The sequence below is a fragment of the Escherichia sp. HH091_1A genome (assembly GCF_030295175.1).
Classification (GTDB): domain Bacteria; phylum Pseudomonadota; class Gammaproteobacteria; order Enterobacterales; family Enterobacteriaceae; genus Escherichia; species Escherichia coli_F.
Map to the genome: position 1 here is coordinate 4,684,065 of NZ_AP025747.1, position 17,759 is coordinate 4,701,823.

15 protein-coding genes, 2 pseudogenes and 1 other annotated feature are annotated in these 17,759 nt (G+C 51.0%); of the genes and pseudogenes, 7 read left to right on the forward strand and 10 right to left on the reverse strand.

Annotated elements, in window-relative coordinates; all coding sequences use genetic code 11:
* Positions 1 to 48: 48 nt before the first annotated feature.
* Positions 49 to 2,310, forward strand: coding sequence for a 5-methyltetrahydropteroyltriglutamate--homocysteine S-methyltransferase (gene metE / locus QUF14_RS23325; protein WP_000153921.1), 2,262 nt, complete (start codon positions 49 to 51; stop codon positions 2,308 to 2,310).
* Positions 2,311 to 2,596: 286 nt separating this feature from the next.
* On the opposite strand, the gene QUF14_RS23330 is transcribed toward metE, so the two are convergent.
* Both QUF14_RS23330 and QUF14_RS23335 read right to left on the reverse strand, forming a co-directional pair.
* A complete protein-coding gene (locus QUF14_RS23330; RefSeq protein ID WP_000627422.1) occupies positions 2,597 to 2,842 on the reverse strand; it encodes a hypothetical protein in 246 nt (81 codons plus the stop codon).
* The gene (locus tag QUF14_RS23335; RefSeq protein ID WP_000610521.1) at positions 2,832 to 3,080 is read right to left on the reverse strand and encodes a hypothetical protein; all 249 of its coding nucleotides are present in this window, start codon (positions 3,078 to 3,080) and stop codon (positions 2,832 to 2,834) included. Before QUF14_RS23335 ends, QUF14_RS23330 begins: the two co-directional genes overlap by 11 nt.
* Before the next feature lie 73 nt (positions 3,081 to 3,153).
* On the opposite strand from QUF14_RS23335, the gene QUF14_RS23340 reads away from it, so the two are divergent.
* Positions 3,154 to 4,367 (forward strand): IS3 family transposase gene (locus QUF14_RS23340; RefSeq protein WP_371829233.1). Its coding sequence is split into 2 segments (ribosomal slippage): positions 3,154 to 3,442 and positions 3,442 to 4,367, totalling 1,215 coding nucleotides; the frame shifts between segments, so codons are not numbered across the junction.
* Positions 3,435 to 3,551, forward strand: a sequence feature (AL1L pseudoknot). Its footprint overlaps the gene before it by 117 nt.
* 41 nt (positions 4,368 to 4,408) lie before the next feature.
* Here QUF14_RS23340 and tssD read toward each other — a convergent pair.
* Both tssD and QUF14_RS23350 read right to left on the reverse strand, forming a co-directional pair.
* A pseudogene (tssD, locus tag QUF14_RS23345) lies at positions 4,409 to 5,293 on the reverse strand (type VI secretion system tube protein TssD); the annotation flags it as partial.
* Between the two features lie 391 nt (positions 5,294 to 5,684).
* The gene (locus QUF14_RS23350) at positions 5,685 to 6,497 is read right to left on the reverse strand and encodes a dienelactone hydrolase family protein (protein ID WP_286333097.1); all 813 of its coding nucleotides are present in this window, start codon (positions 6,495 to 6,497) and stop codon (positions 5,685 to 5,687) included.
* A gap of 261 nt (positions 6,498 to 6,758) precedes the next feature.
* Here QUF14_RS23350 and udp point away from each other — a divergent pair, with 261 nt between their 5' ends.
* Entirely contained in the window at positions 6,759 to 7,523 is a 765-nt protein-coding gene (gene udp, locus QUF14_RS23355; protein ID WP_000045178.1) for a uridine phosphorylase, read from the forward strand.
* A 33-nt stretch (positions 7,524 to 7,556) separates the two neighbouring features.
* Here the strand turns inward: udp and QUF14_RS23360 are convergent, their stop codons facing one another.
* The 6 genes and pseudogenes from QUF14_RS23360 to QUF14_RS23385 all read right to left on the reverse strand — a co-directional run bounded on the left by QUF14_RS23360 (position 7,557) and on the right by QUF14_RS23385 (position 12,996).
* Positions 7,557 to 9,047: a tripartite tricarboxylate transporter permease gene (locus tag QUF14_RS23360; protein ID WP_000463034.1), complete on the reverse strand. Its 1,491-nt coding sequence runs from the start codon at positions 9,045 to 9,047 to the stop codon at positions 7,557 to 7,559.
* A 12-nt stretch (positions 9,048 to 9,059) separates the two neighbouring features.
* On the reverse strand, positions 9,060 to 9,566 hold the full coding sequence (locus QUF14_RS23365; RefSeq protein ID WP_001093398.1) for a tripartite tricarboxylate transporter TctB family protein: 507 nt from the start codon (positions 9,564 to 9,566) through the stop codon (positions 9,060 to 9,062).
* A gap of 16 nt (positions 9,567 to 9,582) precedes the next feature.
* Positions 9,583 to 10,557: pseudogene (locus QUF14_RS23370) on the reverse strand (Bug family tripartite tricarboxylate transporter substrate binding protein).
* 24 nt (positions 10,558 to 10,581) lie between these two features.
* Entirely contained in the window at positions 10,582 to 11,211 is a 630-nt protein-coding gene (locus QUF14_RS23375) for a 2-dehydro-3-deoxy-6-phosphogalactonate aldolase (protein WP_001116479.1), read from the reverse strand.
* Positions 11,201 to 12,205 (reverse strand): 2-dehydro-3-deoxygalactonokinase, encoded by a 1,005-nt coding sequence (locus tag QUF14_RS23380; RefSeq protein WP_000016460.1) that lies wholly within the window; start codon positions 12,203 to 12,205, stop codon positions 11,201 to 11,203. Before QUF14_RS23380 ends, QUF14_RS23375 begins: the two co-directional genes overlap by 11 nt.
* Before the next feature lie 23 nt (positions 12,206 to 12,228).
* The gene (locus QUF14_RS23385; RefSeq protein ID WP_001361103.1) at positions 12,229 to 12,996 is read right to left on the reverse strand and encodes an IclR family transcriptional regulator; all 768 of its coding nucleotides are present in this window, start codon (positions 12,994 to 12,996) and stop codon (positions 12,229 to 12,231) included.
* A gap of 215 nt (positions 12,997 to 13,211) precedes the next feature.
* On the opposite strand from QUF14_RS23385, the gene rmuC reads away from it, so the two are divergent.
* The 4 genes from rmuC to ubiB all read left to right on the forward strand — a co-directional run bounded on the left by rmuC (position 13,212) and on the right by ubiB (position 17,745).
* On the forward strand, positions 13,212 to 14,639 hold the full coding sequence (gene rmuC / locus QUF14_RS23390) for a DNA recombination protein RmuC (protein ID WP_000355276.1): 1,428 nt from the start codon (positions 13,212 to 13,214) through the stop codon (positions 14,637 to 14,639).
* A gap of 94 nt (positions 14,640 to 14,733) precedes the next feature.
* On the forward strand, positions 14,734 to 15,489 hold the full coding sequence (gene ubiE, locus QUF14_RS23395; RefSeq protein ID WP_000227958.1) for a bifunctional demethylmenaquinone methyltransferase/2-methoxy-6-polyprenyl-1,4-benzoquinol methylase UbiE: 756 nt from the start codon (positions 14,734 to 14,736) through the stop codon (positions 15,487 to 15,489).
* 13 nt (positions 15,490 to 15,502) lie between these two features.
* Entirely contained in the window at positions 15,503 to 16,108 is a 606-nt protein-coding gene (ubiJ, locus tag QUF14_RS23400; protein WP_002431887.1) for a ubiquinone biosynthesis protein UbiJ, read from the forward strand.
* Positions 16,105 to 17,745 carry a ubiquinone biosynthesis regulatory protein kinase UbiB gene (gene ubiB, locus QUF14_RS23405; protein WP_000187543.1) on the forward strand — a complete coding sequence of 547 codons (1,641 nt, stop codon included), beginning with the start codon at positions 16,105 to 16,107 and terminating at the stop codon, positions 17,743 to 17,745. Before ubiJ ends, ubiB begins: the two co-directional genes overlap by 4 nt.
* Positions 17,746 to 17,759: the final 14 nt, after the last annotated feature.

The following is a 17,759-nucleotide window of genomic DNA, read 5'->3' on the forward strand; positions in this document are numbered from 1 at the left end:
CCCTAAATTCAAAATCCATAGGATTTACATATAATTAGAGGAAGAAAAATGACAATATTGAATCACACCCTCGGTTTCCCTCGCGTTGGCCTGCGTCGCGAGCTGAAAAAAGCGCAAGAGAGTTATTGGGCGGGGAACTCCACGCGTGAAGAACTGCTGGCGGTTGGGCGTGAATTACGTGCCCGTCACTGGGATCAACAAAAGCAAGCAGGTATCGACCTGCTGCCGGTGGGCGATTTTGCCTGGTACGATCATGTCCTGACCACCAGCCTGCTGCTGGGTAACGTTCCGGCGCGTCACCAGAACAAAGATGGTTCGGTAGATATCGACACCCTGTTCCGTATTGGTCGTGGACGTGCACCGACTGGTGAACCTGCGGCGGCAGCGGAAATGACCAAATGGTTTAACACCAACTATCACTACATGGTGCCGGAGTTCGTTAAAGGCCAACAGTTCAAACTGACCTGGACGCAACTGCTGGAGGAAGTGGACGAGGCGCTGGCGCTGGGCCACAAGGTCAAGCCCGTGCTGCTGGGGCCGGTTACCTACCTGTGGCTGGGTAAAGTGAAAGGTGAACAGTTTGATCGCCTGAGCCTGCTAAACGACATTCTGCCGGTTTATCAGCAAGTGTTGGCAGAACTGGCAAAACGCGGCATTGAGTGGGTACAGATCGACGAACCCGCACTGGTGCTGGAACTGCCGCAGGCGTGGCTGGACGCCTATAAACCCGCTTACGACTCGCTCCAGGGCCAGGTGAAACTGCTGCTGACCACCTATTTTGAAGGCGTAACGCCAAACCTCGACACCATTACTGCGCTGCCTGTTCAGGGGCTGCATGTCGATCTCGTACATGGTAAAGATGACGTTGCTGAACTGCACAAGCGTCTGCCTTCTGACTGGCTGCTGTCTGCGGGTCTTATCAATGGTCGTAACGTCTGGCGCGCCGATCTTACCGAGAAATATGCGCAAATTAAGGACATTGTCGGCAAACGTGATTTGTGGGTGGCATCTTCCTGCTCATTGCTGCACAGCCCTATCGACCTGAGTGTGGAAACGCGTCTTGATGCGGAAGTGAAAAGCTGGTTTGCCTTCGCCCTGCAAAAATGCCATGAACTGGCGCTGCTGCGCGATGCGTTGAACAGTGGTGACACGGCAGCTCTGGCAGAGTGGAGCGCTCCGATTCAGGCGCGTCGTCACTCAACCCGCGTCCATAATCCGGCGGTAGAAAAGCGTCTGGCGGCGATCACCGCCCAGGACAGCCAGCGTGCAAACGTTTATGAAGTGCGTGCTGAAGCCCAGCGTGCGCGTTTTAAACTGCCAGCCTGGCCGACCACCACGATTGGCTCTTTCCCGCAAACCACAGAAATCCGTACCCTGCGTCTGGATTTCAAAAAGGGTAATCTCGACGCCAACAACTATCGTACGGGCATTGCAGAACATATCAAGCAGGCCATTGTTGAGCAGGAACGTCTGGGTCTGGATGTGCTGGTGCATGGTGAGGCCGAGCGTAATGACATGGTGGAATACTTTGGCGAGCACCTCGACGGGTTTGTCTTTACGCAAAACGGTTGGGTACAGAGCTATGGTTCCCGTTGCGTGAAGCCACCGATTGTTATTGGTGACGTTAGCCGCCCGGCACCGATTACCGTGGAGTGGGCGAAGTATGCGCAATCTCTGACTGATAAACCGGTGAAAGGGATGCTGACGGGCCCGGTGACCATTCTCTGCTGGTCGTTCCCGCGTGAAGATGTCAGCCGTGAAACCATCGCCAAACAAATTGCGCTGGCGCTTCGTGATGAAGTGGCCGATCTGGAAGCCGCTGGAATTGGCATCATCCAGATTGATGAACCGGCACTGCGCGAAGGTTTACCGCTGCGTCGCAGCGACTGGGATGCCTATCTCCAGTGGGGCGTGGAGGCTTTCCGTATCAACGCCGCCGTGGCGAAAGATGACACACAAATCCACACTCACATGTGTTACTGCGAGTTCAACGACATCATGGATTCGATTGCGGCGCTGGATGCTGACGTCATCACAATCGAAACCTCGCGTTCCGACATGGAGTTGCTGGAGTCGTTTGAAGAGTTTGATTATCCGAATGAAATCGGTCCTGGCGTCTATGACATTCACTCGCCAAACGTACCGAGCGTGGAATGGATTGAGTCCCTGCTGAAGAAAGCGGCACAACGCATTCCGGCAGAGCGTCTGTGGGTCAACCCGGACTGTGGTCTGAAAACGCGCGGCTGGCCAGAAACCCGCGCGGCACTGGCGAACATGGTGCAGGCGGCGCAGAATTTGCGTCGGGGGTGATGAGTATTAACGAGTCACTGTAAATTGCAGTACGATGAAAGAGGCGAAACTGCCTGATACCAGACCTACATAATTTATTCAATTTATTGAATTTTCAAGATTTAGTTGGCCAGATAAGGCGTTCACGCCGCATCCGGCATGAACAACACGCACTTTGCCAATAATCTGATGGCTTCCATCACCGGAAGCCATTTTGCTATCTGCGGCCGTTCAGACACAGAAATAACCGAATCATTTTTTTCGCAAAATATAATCCTGAGCGATTTGTTCAGTAATCAACGCTACGTTATTTATTCTCACTTTTCACGAGATTGTATCCCTTTTCAGTAACGTGGTAGTGAGGCATAGACTTATGTCCGCTATCCTCAATAATAACCAAACCCTCGTTAGCTAATTTGTTAACAATGTTAACAACATTACCGAATCCTGGTATTTGCCTTATAGATAGTGTGCGATCGAGATTCATCCAGTTCCAGTTTATATCTTTCTCAGCCATAACTTTCAGTACGTTAATTTCAGTTTCAGTTATCATAGTCAAGTGCGTCCTGGTGGTATAAGTCATTAAGTTCTCCCTTAAGTTTATAATCTTCTAGAGTAGCAGTATGCGTATGATTCCAGAGTGCATAGCCTGCGTCACCATCAGGTTGTCCTGTTTCCCAACCAAGATTACAGTAACGCTGATATTCCCGACATTCATGAGTATAGAAGTTAAGATCTACTTGTTCTGGGGGGATTTTTCCTTTCTCAATGTCTTTCAGTCTATTGATCATCACTTCATTTACAGGGTCATGAACCGCCCCGGAAATCCTGGAGACTAAACTCCCTGAGAAAGAGGTAAACAGGATGACTAAAAATACTCGTTTTTCCCCCGAAGTCCGTCAGCGGGCGATTCGTATGGTTCTGGAAAGTCAGGATGAATATGACTCACAGTGGGCGGCAATTTGTTCCATTGCCCCAAAGATTGGCTGTACGCCGGAGACTCTGCGTGTCTGGGTTCGCCAGCATGAGCGGGATACCGGGGGCGGTGATGGTGGGCTCACCAGCGCTGAACGTCAGCGTCTGAAAGAGCTGGAACGTGAAAATCGTGAACTGCGCCGCAGTAACGATATCCTTCGCCAGGCTTCCGCTTATTTTGCGAAGGCGGAGTTCGACCGCCTCTGGAAAAAATGATGCCACTGCTGGATAAGCTGCGTGAGCAGTACGGGGTCGGACCGGTATGCAGCGAACTGCATATTGCCCCGTCAACGTATTACCATTGTCAGCAACAGCGACATCATCCGGATAAACGCAGTGCCCGTGCGCAGCACGATGACTGGCTGAAGAGAGAGATACAGCGCGTATACGATGAAAATCATCAGGTGTACGGTGTGCGTAAAGTCTGGCGTCAGTTGTTACGGGAAGGAATCAGGGTGGCCAGATGTACAGTGGCGCGCCTCATGGCGGTTATGGGACTTGCCGGTGTTCTCCGGGGTAAAAAGGTCCGCACTACCGTCAGCCGGAAAACCGTTGCCACAGGTGACCGCGTAAACCGTCAGTTCGTGGCAGAACGTCCTGACCAGCTGTGGGTGGCTGATTTTACTTACGTCAGCACATGGCAGGGCTTCGTCTATGTGGCGTTTATCATTGATGTGTTTGCCGGATACATCGTGGGGTGGCGGGTCTCATCGTCTATGGAAACGACATTCGTGCTGGATGCGCTGGAGCAGGCGTTGTGGGCCCGTCGTCCGTCTGGCACCATCCATCACAGCGATAAAGGCTCTCAGTATGTGTCACTGGCCTATACGGAGCGACTAAAAGAAGCCGGATTACTGGCATCAACAGGGAGTACAGGCGACTCGTATGACAACGCGATGGCTGAGAGCATCAATGGTCTTTACAAAGCGGAGGTAATACACCGTAAGAGCTGGAAAAACCGTGCAGAAGTGGAACTGGCCACACTAACGTGGGTGGACTGGTATAACAATCGACGATTGCTGGGAAGGCTGGGCCATACTCCTCCGGCAGAAGCAGAAAAAGCTTATTATGCTTCCATCGGAAACAATGATCTGGCAGCCTGAGTTCACAGATAAAACACTCTCCAGGAAACCCGGGGCGGTTCATCATGACCAAATCTGGCTATGTGTTTTTCAACAATAGCGATACCTTCCCTGTTGATTGTTACGCCATCTGTCGTCAGATTTTCTATTGGACCACCGGCAAGGTCGGGATTAAATGGTCTTCCTGATACTGCTCCTCTGGCTCCGAAATGCTCAAGTGATTCCAAATCAGGGAGTCTCATTCTCCCCAGAACTGCTCCAGCAACTATTGAAGCACCAGCGATGAGTAACCCTTTGTTATCCATAACTTGATCGTAACCAGCAGGTGCATCTCCCCCCAACTTGTTTGCTGTTTCCCTGAATCCTTCGATATTCCCATTGTATATGCCGCCAGCAGCAAGCAGTCTGCCAACAGCTTTACTATTGAGTGTTTTGAGGCCATTATCATCTTTAGTTTTTGGCCGTGGTATAAACAGACGATTGTAGTTATCGGGAAATGCCAAATAACTAAATTCAGTATTAGCAATCAGATGCCTGGAGAGTATATATTAATAACTGACAGTGATGGTTTCTGTATCCAGATTGTTCTCCGTAAACAGGTGATTGATTGCTGATAAGAGCGCGCCGCGGAGTTGAATGTTGTAATATTTCTCCCATCGACCAAATCTATTGATCCGATAGAAGTCAAACTCCATGAACAACTGCTCGTTATTGTTAATAGCGTTAATAAGTAACGGGGAGCTTTTGTCAATCAACTTACAGAAACTAAGGCCATGCAAATGTGACCCTTTTCCTGTATTCGTAATACTATTAGAGAGCGAGAACGCGAAGATTTCATCTTCATGACCAATCTGCCAGCGATTACCTATTGATGTGCTCGTTCCACAACGAGAGGAAATACATCCGTGTTGTTCTCCGGTTATGGTCAGGTAAATAATATCACTCATCCTTGAAAAACCTTTTGTTAATTCTTTTGTGAAAGAAAAATAGTATTGTTATTTTTTACCTTTATTTACGCCTAATAGGGATGAACTAAAATGTGAAAAACAAAATGTTTCACTTTAATATCTTTTTATCAGGAAGGTCTGAGATAATTTATAATTAATGTGAATGTGTTGATAATAATTAATGTTTGTTTGAGAATGGGAGTTGATGGTAAATCTTTAAGGTGTCTGCCAGTGAAGAGACTCATTTATGACTATGACTTGCCGACTTTCTTAAGGTCAAATAGCGGAGTCGTGCTCTCCAATCAATTCATACTGATTATTTTTTGGGGGACAGAGATGGCAGCAAAACGCATTCGTTCACTCACCATCTCAAATATAGACTAAGAGGAAACTAATTCCGTTTCCCACCATACCGCTTAAACCACTCCAGCATTCGCTGCCAGCCATCTTTCGCAGATTCGGCATGATAGCTCGGGTGATAATCGGCGTTGAATGCATGCCCGGCATCCGGGTAGACGATAATCTCTGCTTTCGCATTAGCAGCCCGCAGCGCCTGGCGCATGGTTTCAACGCTCTCCTGCGGAATGCTGTTATCCTGACCACCATACAAGCCGAGAACCGGCGCGTTAAGATCGGTTGCGATATCAACAGGTTGTTTCGGTGAATTCAGCGACTTATCGCCTGTCAGTTTGCCGTACCATGCCACCGCCGCTTTCAGTTGCGGGTTATGCGCAGCATACAGCCAGGTGATGCGCCCACCCCAGCAAAATCCGGTGATCATTAAGCGATGAACATCGCCGCCGTTGCGTGACGCCCAACTGGCGACATGATCGAGATCGGCCAGCACCTGCGAGTCAGGCACTTTTGCTACCAGACCGCTAAGCAGCGTAGGGATATCGGCAAAATCATTCGGATCGCCTTCGCGGAAGTAAAGTTCAGGTGCGATAGCCAGATACCCCTCCAGTGCCAGACGGCGACAAATATCGCGGATATGTTCATGCACGCCAAAAATTTCCTGCACTACAATGACCACTGGTAGTAGGCCATCGCTCTGCTTTGGTCTGGCATGGTAAGCAGGCATGTTATCCCCTTGTGAAGGGATAGAGGTGATGCCTGCTACAATCGCGTCATCCGGGGTCTGAACGATGGTCGAAGCGAGAGGTGATGCAGCAGGTGCAAATCCAGATTGTTGTGTTGTTGCCATGGTATTCTCCGTACCCTTATAAAAATGTTGCGCAATGTTAACTATAGTCAGCATGCAACAAATCACATTGCCTGAATCGGCTCATCTTTTATGCAGTCATGCAGAATGAAGAGTGATTTATGTGATTCGCATCACTTTTGCTGGGTAAATTTATGCAACGTATTTGCATCAAGGTGATGAGTGTCACGAAAAAATGTCAAACCCTTCGGTAAAGTGTCTTTTTGCTTCTTCTGACTAAACCGATTCACAGAGGAGTTGTATATGTCCAAGTCTGATGTTTTTCATCTCGGCCTCACTAAAAACGATTTACAAGGGGCTACGCTTGCCATCGTCCCTGGCGACCCGGATCGTGTGGAAAAGATCGCCGCGCTGATGGATAAGCCGGTTAAGCTGGCATCTCACCGCGAATTCACCACCTGGCGTGCAGAGCTGGATGGTAAACCTGTTATCGTCTGCTCTACCGGTATCGGCGGCCCGTCTACCTCTATTGCGGTTGAAGAGCTGGCACAGCTGGGCATTCGCACCTTCCTGCGTATCGGTACAACGGGCGCTATCCAGCCGCATATTAATGTGGGTGATGTGCTGGTGACCACGGCGTCTGTTCGTCTGGATGGCGCGAGCCTGCACTTCGCTCCGCTGGAGTTCCCGGCTGTCGCAGATTTCGAATGTACGACCGCGCTGGTTGAAGCGGCGAAGTCAATTGGTGCCACCACTCACGTTGGTGTGACGGCTTCTTCTGATACCTTCTACCCAGGTCAGGAACGTTACGATACTTACTCTGGTCGTGTAGTCCGTCACTTTAAAGGTTCTATGGAAGAGTGGCAGGCGATGGGCGTAATGAACTATGAAATGGAATCTGCAACCCTGCTGACCATGTGTGCAAGCCAGGGCCTGCGTGCGGGTATGGTGGCGGGCGTTATCGTCAATCGTACCCAGCAAGAGATCCCGAATGCTGAGACGATGAAACAAACCGAAAGCCATGCGGTGAAAATCGTGGTGGAAGCGGCGCGTCGTCTGCTGAAATAAAAAAAGCTCCCCAACGTCGGGGAGCGATATCAATTACTGACGCCGTAAGCGCATAATTTTGCGTATTATTGGCGTCAGTAGCGTAAAGGCTGCCAGTGTCAGCAATGCCAGGGTTATCGGTCGGGTATACAGAAAGTCGAATGACCCACCAGAAAGCGACAGCGCACGGCGAAAATTACTTTCCGCCATTGGCCCCATAATCAATGCCAGCACTACGGGTGATGCCGGATACCCCCCTTTTTGCATGAAATAGCCCACCACGCCTGCAATCAGCATAATGCCAACATCAAACAGGCTATTGTTCAACGCATAAGTCCCGACCACACAAAGTGCGAGGATCATCGGCGTGAGAATATTGCCGGGGATCTTCACCACGTTACCGATGACTTTCAAAGAGAGCAGTCCAAGAACTAGCAGCATGAAGTAACAAAAGATCATGCCGACAAACAGCGTATAAACCATATCGCCGTGGTCGGTAAACATCAGTGGGCCTGGCTGCATCCCTTGTAACGTTAACGCGCCCAGCATGATGGCAGTTACCGCATCGCCTGGGATCCCCAACGTCAGCATAGGTAACAATGCGCCACCGGTGCAGCCATTCGCGCCTGCCTCACAGGAGGCCACCGCCTTAATCTCACCTTTACCAAAGTTTTCAGGCGTCTTACTGAAACGACGAGTTTCGTTATAGGCAACAAAAGCTGCAATATCTGCCCCCGCACCGGGGATCATGCCGATAAAAACCCCTAATCCTGATGAGCGCAAAATGGTTAATGCGATGCGGCGTAGTGTTTGCCAGGGCAGTAACAGACTGCCGATAGCCACCTTCGCCCCCTGACGAATTTGCTGGTTTTGCTCCATAGAGCGGAATGCTTCTGAAGCAGCAAACAGACCAATCATCACCGGGATAAATGGCACATTCATCAGTTCCACAAACCCGCCCGTAAAGCGTGGAAAACCGCCCATCGGATCGAGGCCTATCGTTGCGATCAGTAATCCGCCAACCCCGGCAATCAGCCCTTTAATCAGTGACTCACCGGAAATACTGGCAATAATACTTAGCCCGAAGGTTGCCAGGGCGAAGGACTCCGAGGCACTAAATTTCAACGCCCAACTGGCAAGTACCGGAGAGAGAAACATCAATACGATAATGCTGAGCGTTCCACCGCTAAAAGAAGAGAACGTGGCGGCACTTAATGCCAGCCCGGCTTTTCCCTGCTTCGTCAGCTCATATCCGTCAATGGCGGTGGCAGCGGCGGCAGGTGTACCGGGAATTTTGAGCAAAATTGCGGTGATAGAACCACCATACACACCACCAAAAAAGACACCGCAAATCATCAATAAGCCAGAAACAGGCTCCATGCCGTAGGTGAAAGGCAGCAAAATCGCCACACCCATGGTCGCTGTCAGGCCAGGCAGAGCGCCAATCATAATACCCAGCATCACTCCAAACGTGGCAAACAGCAGCGCCTGAGGATTACTGAGTAATGTCGAAAACCCCTGAGTTAAAAGTTCACTTTCAAACATTGCAGGCCCCTGTTATTCGAAAAATGTGCCGACAGGCAATGGCACCTGTAACGCTTCGACAAACAGCAACCAGAGGATTGCCGTTAACAGCAGCGCAATACCCGGTGTGAGTACCCATCGCCTGTAGCCCATCAACGTCATAATGACGATGAGGAAAACAGGAGTAGTAATGAGATAACCGCAGTAGCTCATCGCCACAATATAAAACGCGGTTGCCGCAATTCCTGTTGCCGTTTTCCTTAATGCCGGTTTTTCCTGTGCGTTGGCGCAAGGGACTGGTTTTGCCAGCAAAAGATCGCGTATCACCAGTAAGACAGCGAGCACAATCAGAGCGCAGGCATAGAAAGTAGGGAAGGCACTTGCACCGGGATCCGTTTCAATGGCAGTTGCTGGAAAATCAGCGGCATTAATTATCACCGCGCCAGCAACCACACAAAGTAACAGCGCCACCACCACAGTGGATGAAAGGCGCTTGCGGTGCGGTACGGCGAGTTGAGCAACAGACTGTTTTGTGTTCATCGACCGTACCTCGGGATTATTTTTTCAAGCCCAGCCGAGTTAGTAACTCGTCAAAGTACTTTTCCTGTTCGTTGATTTGGGTCTGGAAGCTGGCACCATCAAGCCATGCATAGTTGAGATTCAACTTTTGCAGAGCATCCTGGAATGCAGGCTCTTCAGCCGTCTCTTTTGCGGCCTTAGCCAGAACATCAACCACATCCTGCGGCGTTTTTTGCGACACGATCAGACCGCGCCAGGTGCCGATGGAGAGATCAACGCCTTTCTCTTTTAACGTCGGTACGTCAGGCATGGTTTTCATATGTTCATCCGCCATCACTACCAGTGTCTTCAGCTTGCCGCCTTTCACATGATTGATAACTTCACCTGGGCTTACGGAAACCGCTTCAATATGCCCGCCTAACAGGCCTGTAATGGCAGGGGCTGCGCCGTCATATGGGACATGAGAAAACTTCACGCCCGTTTTGTCTTCCAGTGCAGCTGCCGCCAGATGCTAGATTGCTCCGGTGCCTGAGTTACCAATGCGTACTTTTCCGGGATTCGCTTTGGCGTAAGTCATAAATTCTTCATAGCTATTCCACGGTGCATCGGCACGGACGGTGATAGCAGCCGGATCCGCATTCAGACGGGCAATGGGTTTAAAGTCGCTGGTTTTAAAACGCACCATTCCGAGACTGGGAAGGGTGGTCAGTTCAACCGTGCCTAAACCCATTTTGTAACCGTTAGGGCGGGCAGCGGCGATTTCACTCAGGCCGATAGCGCCGCCACTGCCAGGTTTATTGATAACCCCGATGCTGACGGGCAAATGGTTTTTGGCGGCATCAGCAAAGGCACGGGCAACCAGATCCGTACCGCCTCCGGCCGCGTAGGGTACGACTAACTCGATCTGTTTGGTTGGCCAGGAGGCCGCCTGCACAGGCGCAGTGCTGAGGGCAGCGCCGGCAAGAAGTACCATTGCAGCCATTTTTTTCGGTAAGGTAAGATGTTTTATCATTGCTTTTATATCCTTATTTATCAGTTATTTGCTATTTAAATTATTCCATGCGTTCATAAACAGTACTGCATTTTCATAGACTTGCTCTGGCGTCATGCCGGGGCGATATAGCGCAGAACCGAGGCCAAAGCCGTTTGCGCCGTGGCTCAGATAACGCGCCATTGTGTCTGGAGTGATACCGCCAACCGGTAACATCGGAACGGATTGTGGAATAACCGCACGCCAGGCTTTGGTGACTTCAGGCGTAATTTGTTCAGCCGGGAACAGCTTGATGGCATTGGCGCCATGTTCAATGGCAGCAAAAGCTTCGGTGGGCGTAGCGACGCCAGGCGCACAATACATACCCAGCGCACGGGCACGACGGATCACCGCAGTATCGCAATGCGGCATCACGATAATCTGGCCTCCAGCCTCTTTAACCGCGACGACTTGTTCCACCGAAAGCACAGTTCCGGCTCCCACCAGGCAGTCCTTAGGCAGGGCGTCGCGCAGTAAACTGATACTTTGCAACGGCTCCGGCGAGTTCATGGGAATCTCAATCAGGCGAAATCCAGCGGCATACAGCTTTTCACCGATGGCGACAATCTCATCCGGTTTCACGCCGCGTAAAATGGCGACTAACCTGGTTTTTTGCAAAAGCGTATTAAATGGCATGAGTACATTCCCTGGCGTTGGTGGAGAGTAGCCCGGCAGCGTGGGCGATTCGCCATAACCCCTGTTCAGTGGCATTAGGAATGGCGTGTAGCTGTCTGTCGGGAAAAACGTGGCTGAATGCTTGTGAATAGCGGCTGTTCAGAGTGGCGCTACCGATTAAGGCGATCGGTGTTGTGGCGGGTAAATCACGTAGCAAACTGGATGCCAGACCGCATAATTCATGGCCTATCAGTAATCCTGAAAGGTAATCCCCCTGTGAGGACGGCGTAAGATTACTGGTCAGCAGGCGCGAACGGGTCGAAAACAGCGTCGATAATAATCCGGTCTGATGATGCTCTTGTGCCGCTGTCAGCCCGTGGGCGAAGGCATCCCAGTGCGGTTCATCTCCCGAACGCATGGTGGCACCGAGAATCGAATGGCGGGATAAAACATCAAATAACTCGCCTGTCATAAAGGTTCGAAAATCGGTAATGGTGTTGTTTTCAACTACAGCCCATTTCGCATGTGTGCCAGGTAAGCCAATCAGCACAGGCATACCCTGATGGATCGCGTTTTGCAGGGCCGGTTCCATCGAGATAGCACCGAAGATTTGTGTCTCTTCACCACGCATCACTTCGGGCATTTCACCTTCTTTAATCACGCCAGGAATAATGTGCAGCATTGTCTGCTGCTGGTGGATAACAGGCGTCAACTGCTTTGCCAGACCCTCGAGAGTGACCGGGCAAGGTAAATAAGCTGCGGGTTGCCACCCTTGCGCACTGCCGATCATGCCGCAAGCCAGAACCGGGCATGGGGATTGTGCCAGCCAGTCGCCGCAGACACGTAAAAACGTATCGTGGAAAGCGTCCTCACGTGTTGCTGCCTGGGAGGGTAATTTCATGATCCCCCACGGGAATTCACGTTTTTCTTGTGGATTGGGTGAGTCGCCAAAACGCCATGCCCGAAGCGATGACGTTCCCCAGTCCAGGGCAATAAATGAGGTGTTTCCCGACATTAGCCGTTTCCTTTAGTCATGGTTTATTTATTTTTGTGAACGTGCTTACCCCAGCCCAGTTCAGCGGATATCTCTTCTGCACAGGATTTGACGTAAGGTGCCAGTTCTTCCAGACGCGCCAGTGACATATACGTAGTGGTACTGGCGACAGAAATAGCCGCCACAATTTCATCCCGGGCGTTGTAAACCGGCGCTGCAACGCAACGGATAGTCGGCTCGTTCTCTTCCAGATCAAAAGCAAAACCACTGGCGGCATAACGACGCATGTTCTGAATAAATGCGCCCAGTTTTGTTTCATCACCACAGGTCTTAAACAGCGTGCGCCACTCTTCTTCTGTTCGGTTGAGGATCAATGCCTTGCCGATGCCGGTGATTGCCAGTGGCATGCGATGGCCTGGGCGTGAGCGCATTTCCAGCCCGCGCTGGCTGTTGATCTTCTCCAGATACAGCACTTCGTCGCCTTCAACGATCCCCAGATGCACGGTGTCCAGGGTGTAACGGGCAAGGCGTTGCAAAACGGGCAGCGCAACTTCGTACAGCGAGGTGCTTTCCAGCGCTCTGGCACCGAATTCGATCAGTTTGGCGCCCAGTTGGTAGCCCTGCGTTGGGACGTGGCGCAGGTAGCGTTGTTCCACCAGAACGGTGACTAAACGATGGGTTGTGCTCCGGGTCGTGCCGGTGAACTCGCCGATACTTTTCAGGTCATGGCAGCCGTTATAAACAGCATTAAGAACCGCCAGCCCGCGTAATAACGTTTGTGCGCCAGCGGTGGTTGAAGAGGTATCTGCCATACGTTTCTCCTTATGATATTGCTGAAGTGTTCCACATAATGACGTGGGGAAAAGGTGATATATCCCACAATATAAACTACGTCTCATATTGTGGGATAAAATAATAAAAATTAAGGATCGTTTTGCGTAGCGCCTCGCAGGAAACTTCTTTCAAACTGGACGTTTGTACAGCACAATTCTATTTTGTGCGGGTAAGTAATGAGGCTGGAGGCGTTGTGGATATCTCAATCATGGTTTACGCAGTTATTGCGTTGGTGAGCGTGGCGATTGGCTGGCTGATTGCCAGTTATCAGCATGCGCAGCAAAAAGCCGAGCAATTCGCTGAACGTGAAGAGATGGTCGCGGAGTTAAGTGCGGCAAAACAACAAATTACCCAAAGCGAACATTGGCGTGCTGAGTGCGAGTTACTCAATAATGAAGTGCGCAGTCTGCAAAGCATTAACACCTCGCTGGAGGCGGATCTGCGTGAAGTCACCACGCGAATGGAGGCTGTACAGCAACATGCTGACGATAAAATTCGCCAAATGATCAACAGCGAACAGCGCCTCAGTGAGCAGTTTGAAAACCTCGCCAACCGTATTTTCGAGCACAGCAATCGCCGGGTTGATGAGCAAAACCGTCAGAGTCTGAACAGCCTGTTGTCGCCACTACGTGAACAACTGGACGGTTTTCGTCGTCAGGTTCAGGACAGTTTCGGTAAAGAAGCACAAGAACGCCATACCCTGACTCACGAAATACGCAATCTCCAGCAGCTCAACGCGCAAATGGCCCAGGAAGCGATCAACCTGACGCGTGCGCTGAAAGGCGACAATAAAACCCAGGGCAACTGGGGCGAGGTAGTATTGACGCGTGTGCTGGAGGCTTCCGGTCTGCGTGAAGGGTATGAATATGAAACCCAGGTCAGCATCGAAAATGACGCCCGCTCGCGGATGCAGCCGGATGTCATCGTGCGGTTGCCGCACGGAAAAGATGTGGTGATCGACGCCAAAATGACGCTGGTCGCCTATGAACGCTATTTCAACGCAGAAGACGACTACACCCGCGAAAGCTCGCTACAGGAACATATCGCGTCGGTGCGTAACCACATCCGCTTGCTGGGACGTAAAGATTATCAACAGCTGCCGGGGCTACGAACCCTGGATTACGTGCTGATGTTTATCCCTGTTGAGCCCGCATTTTTACTGGCGCTTGACCGCCAGCCGGAGCTGATCACCGAAGCGTTGAAAAACAATATCATGCTGGTTAGCCCGACCACGCTGCTGGTGGCGCTGCGCACTATCGCCAACCTCTGGCGCTATGAGCATCAAAGCCGCAACGCTCAGAAAATAGCCGATCGTGCCAGCAAGTTGTACGACAAAATGCGCTTGTTTGTCGATGATATGTCCGCGATTGGTCAAAGTCTCGACAAAGCGCAGGATAACTATCGCCAGGCAATGAAAAAACTCTCTTCAGGTCGCGGAAATGTGCTGGCGCAAGCAGAAGCGTTTCGCGGTTTAGGAGTAGAAATTAAACGCGAGATTAATCCGGATTTGGCTGAACAAGCGGTGAGCCAGGATGAAGAGTATCGACTGCGGTCGGTACCGGAGCAGCCGAATGATGAAGCTTATCAACGCGATGATGAATATAATCAGCAGTCGCGCTAGCCCATTGGGGGTAGTTAAGCCGGGTAGAAATCTAGGGCATCGACGCCCAATCTGTTACACTTCTGGAACAATTTTTTGATGAGCAGGCATTGAGATGGTGGATAAGTCACAAGAAACGACGCACTTTGGTTTTCAGACCGTCGCGAAGGAACAAAAAGCGGATATGGTCGCCCACGTTTTCCATTCCGTGGCATCGAAATACGATGTCATGAATGATTTGATGTCTTTTGGCATACATCGTTTGTGGAAACGCTTCACGATTGATTGCAGTGGCGTACGCCGCGGGCAGACCGTGCTGGATCTGGCAGGCGGTACTGGCGACCTGACAGCGAAATTCTCCCGCCTGGTGGGTGAAACTGGCAAAGTGGTCCTTGCTGATATCAATGAATCCATGCTCAAAATGGGCCGCGAGAAGCTGCGTAATATTGGTGTGATTGGCAACGTTGAGTATGTTCAGGCGAACGCTGAGGCGCTGCCGTTCCCGGATAACACCTTTGATTGCATCACCATTTCGTTTGGTCTGCGTAACGTCACTGACAAAGATAAAGCTCTGCGTTCAATGTATCGCGTTCTGAAACCTGGCGGCCGACTGCTGGTGCTTGAGTTCTCGAAGCCGATTATCGAGCCGTTAAGTAAGGCCTATGACGCTTACTCCTTCCATGTGCTGCCGCGTATTGGCTCACTGGTCGCGAACGACGCTGACAGCTACCGTTATCTTGCTGAATCTATCCGCATGCATCCCGATCAGGACACCCTGAAAGCTATGATGCAGGATGCTGGATTCGAAAGTGTCGACTATTACAACCTGACGGCAGGGGTTGTGGCGCTGCATCGTGGTTATAAGTTCTGACAGGAGACCGGAAATGCCTTTTAAACCTTTAGTGACGGCAGGAATTGAAAGTCTGCTCAACACCTTCCTGTATCGTTCACCCGCGCTGAAAACGGCCCGCTCGCGTCTGCTGGGTAAAGTTTTGCGCGTGGAGGTAAAAGGCTTTTCGACGTCATTGATTCTGGTGTTCAGCGAACGCCAGGTTGATGTGCTGGGTGAATGGGCGGGCGATGCTGACTGTACCGTTATCGCCTACGCCAGCGTGTTGCCGAAACTTCGCGATCGCCAGCAGCTTGCCGCGTTAATTCGCAGCGGTGAGCTGGAAGTACAGGGCGATATTCAGGTGGTGCAGAACTTCGTTGCACTGGCAGATCTGGCCGAGTTTGACCCTGCGGAATTGCTGGCGCCTTATACTGGTGATATCGCCGCTGAAGGTATCAGCAAAGCCTTGCGCGGAGGCGCGAAGTTCTTGCATCACGGCATTAAACGCCAGCAACGTTACGTGGCGGAAGCCATTACCGAAGAGTGGCGTATGGCGCCAGGTCCACTTGAAGTAGCCTGGTTTGCGGAAGAAACGGCAGCCGTTGAACGTGCCGTGGATTCCCTGACCAAACGGCTGGAAAAACTGGAGGCTAAATGACGCCAGGTGAAGTACGGCGCCTATATTTCATCATTCGCACTTTTTTAAGCTACGGACTTGATGAACTGATCCCTAAAATGCGTATCACCCTGCCGTTACGACTATGGCGATACTCATTATTCTGGATGCCAAATCGGCATAAAGACAAACCTTTAGGTGAGCGACTACGACTGGCTCTGCAAGAACTGGGGCCAGTGTGGATCAAGTTCGGGCAGATGCTGTCTACCCGCCGCGACCTTTTTCCTCCGCATATTGCCGATCAGCTGGCGTTATTGCAGGACAAAGTTGCTCCGTTTGATGGCAAGCTTGCGAAGCAACAGATTGAAGCTGCAATGGGCGGTTTGCCGGTAGAAGCGTGGTTTGACGATTTTGAAATCAAGCCGCTGGCGTCGGCTTCTATTGCTCAGGTTCATACCGCACGATTGAAATCGAATGGCAAAGAGGTGGTGATTAAAGTTATCCGCCCGGATATTTTGCCGGTCATTAAAGCGGATCTGAAACTTATCTACCGTCTGGCTCGCTGGGTGCCGCGTTTGCTGCCGGATGGTCGCCGTCTGCGCCCAACCGAAGTGGTGCGCGAGTACGAAAAGACATTGATTGATGAACTGAATTTGCTGCGGGAATCTGCCAACGCCATTCAGCTTCGGCGCAATTTTGAAGACAGCCCGATGCTCTACATCCCGGAAGTTTACCCTGACTATTGTAGTGAAGGGATGATGGTGATGGAGCGCATTTACGGCATTCCGGTTTCAGATGTCGCAGCGCTGGAGAAAAACGGCACCAACATGAAATTGCTGGCAGAACGCGGGGTGCAGGTGTTCTTCACTCAGGTCTTTCGCGACAGCTTTTTCCATGCCGATATGCACCCTGGCAACATCTTTGTAAGCTATGAACACCCAGAAAACCCGAAATATATCGGCATTGATTGCGGGATTGTTGGCTCGCTAAACAAAGAAGATAAACGCTATCTGGCGGAAAACTTTATCGCCTTCTTTAATCGCGATTATCGCAAAGTGGCAGAGCTACACGTCGATTCAGGCTGGGTGCCGCCAGATACCAACGTTGAAGAGTTCGAATTTGCCATTCGTACGGTCTGTGAACCTATCTTTGAGAAACCGCTGGCCGAAATTTCGTTTGGACATGTACTGTTAAATCTGTTTAATACGGCGCGTCGCTTCAATATGGAAGTGCAGCCGCAACTGGTGTTACTCCAGAAAACCCTGCTCTACGTCGAAGGGGTAGGTCGCCAGCTTTATCCGCAGCTCGATTTATGGAAAACGGCGAAGCCTTTCCTGGAGTCGTGGATTAAAGATCAGGTCGGTATTCCTGCGCTGGTGAGAGCATTTAAAGAAAAAGCGCCGTTCTGGGTCGAAAAAATGCCAGAACTGCCTGAACTGGTTTACGACAGTTTGCGCCAGGGCAAGTATTTACAGCACAGTGTTGATAAGATTGCCCGCGAGCTTCAGTCAAATCATGTACGTCAGGGACAATCGCGTTATTTTCTCGGAATTGGCGCTACGTTAGTATTAAGCGGCACATTCTTGTTGGTCAGCCGCCCTGAATGGGGGTTGATGCCCGGCTGGTTAATGGCAGGTGGTCTGATCGCCTGGTTTGTCGGTTGGCGCAAAACACGCTGATTTTTTCATCGCTC